This is a genomic window from Thermoflexus hugenholtzii JAD2, assembly GCF_900187885.1.
GTDB lineage: Bacteria > Chloroflexota > Anaerolineae > Thermoflexales > Thermoflexaceae > Thermoflexus > Thermoflexus hugenholtzii.
The window spans coordinates 1-221 of the sequence record NZ_FYEK01000048.1; the positions used below are offsets into that span (position 1 = coordinate 1).

Below are 221 nucleotides of genomic sequence, written 5' to 3' on the forward strand. Positions count from 1 at the left end.
CGGCGTGTCGGCTTCCGATGGGGCTCATGGTGACGAGTTCTCCTTCGATGAGCTCCACGCGGTCGTCTTCGGAGAGGATGCCGGCCTCGGCCATGCGGTGGTATTCCTCCACGGTGAACAGTCGTCGCTGGACCTGAACGCGCATCGCTTTCCTCCACGGGCTATCCCAGGATGTCATCCACGCTGAGCTCCAGGTCGGGCAGGGTGGTGGGGCGCACGGT

General features: G+C 64.7%; 1 pseudogene. It reads right to left on the reverse strand.

The annotated features are described in order from the left end of the window. Window positions 1-145: pseudogene (locus CFB18_RS16595) on the reverse strand (Uma2 family endonuclease); the annotation flags it as partial. Window positions 146-221: the final 76 nt, after the last annotated feature.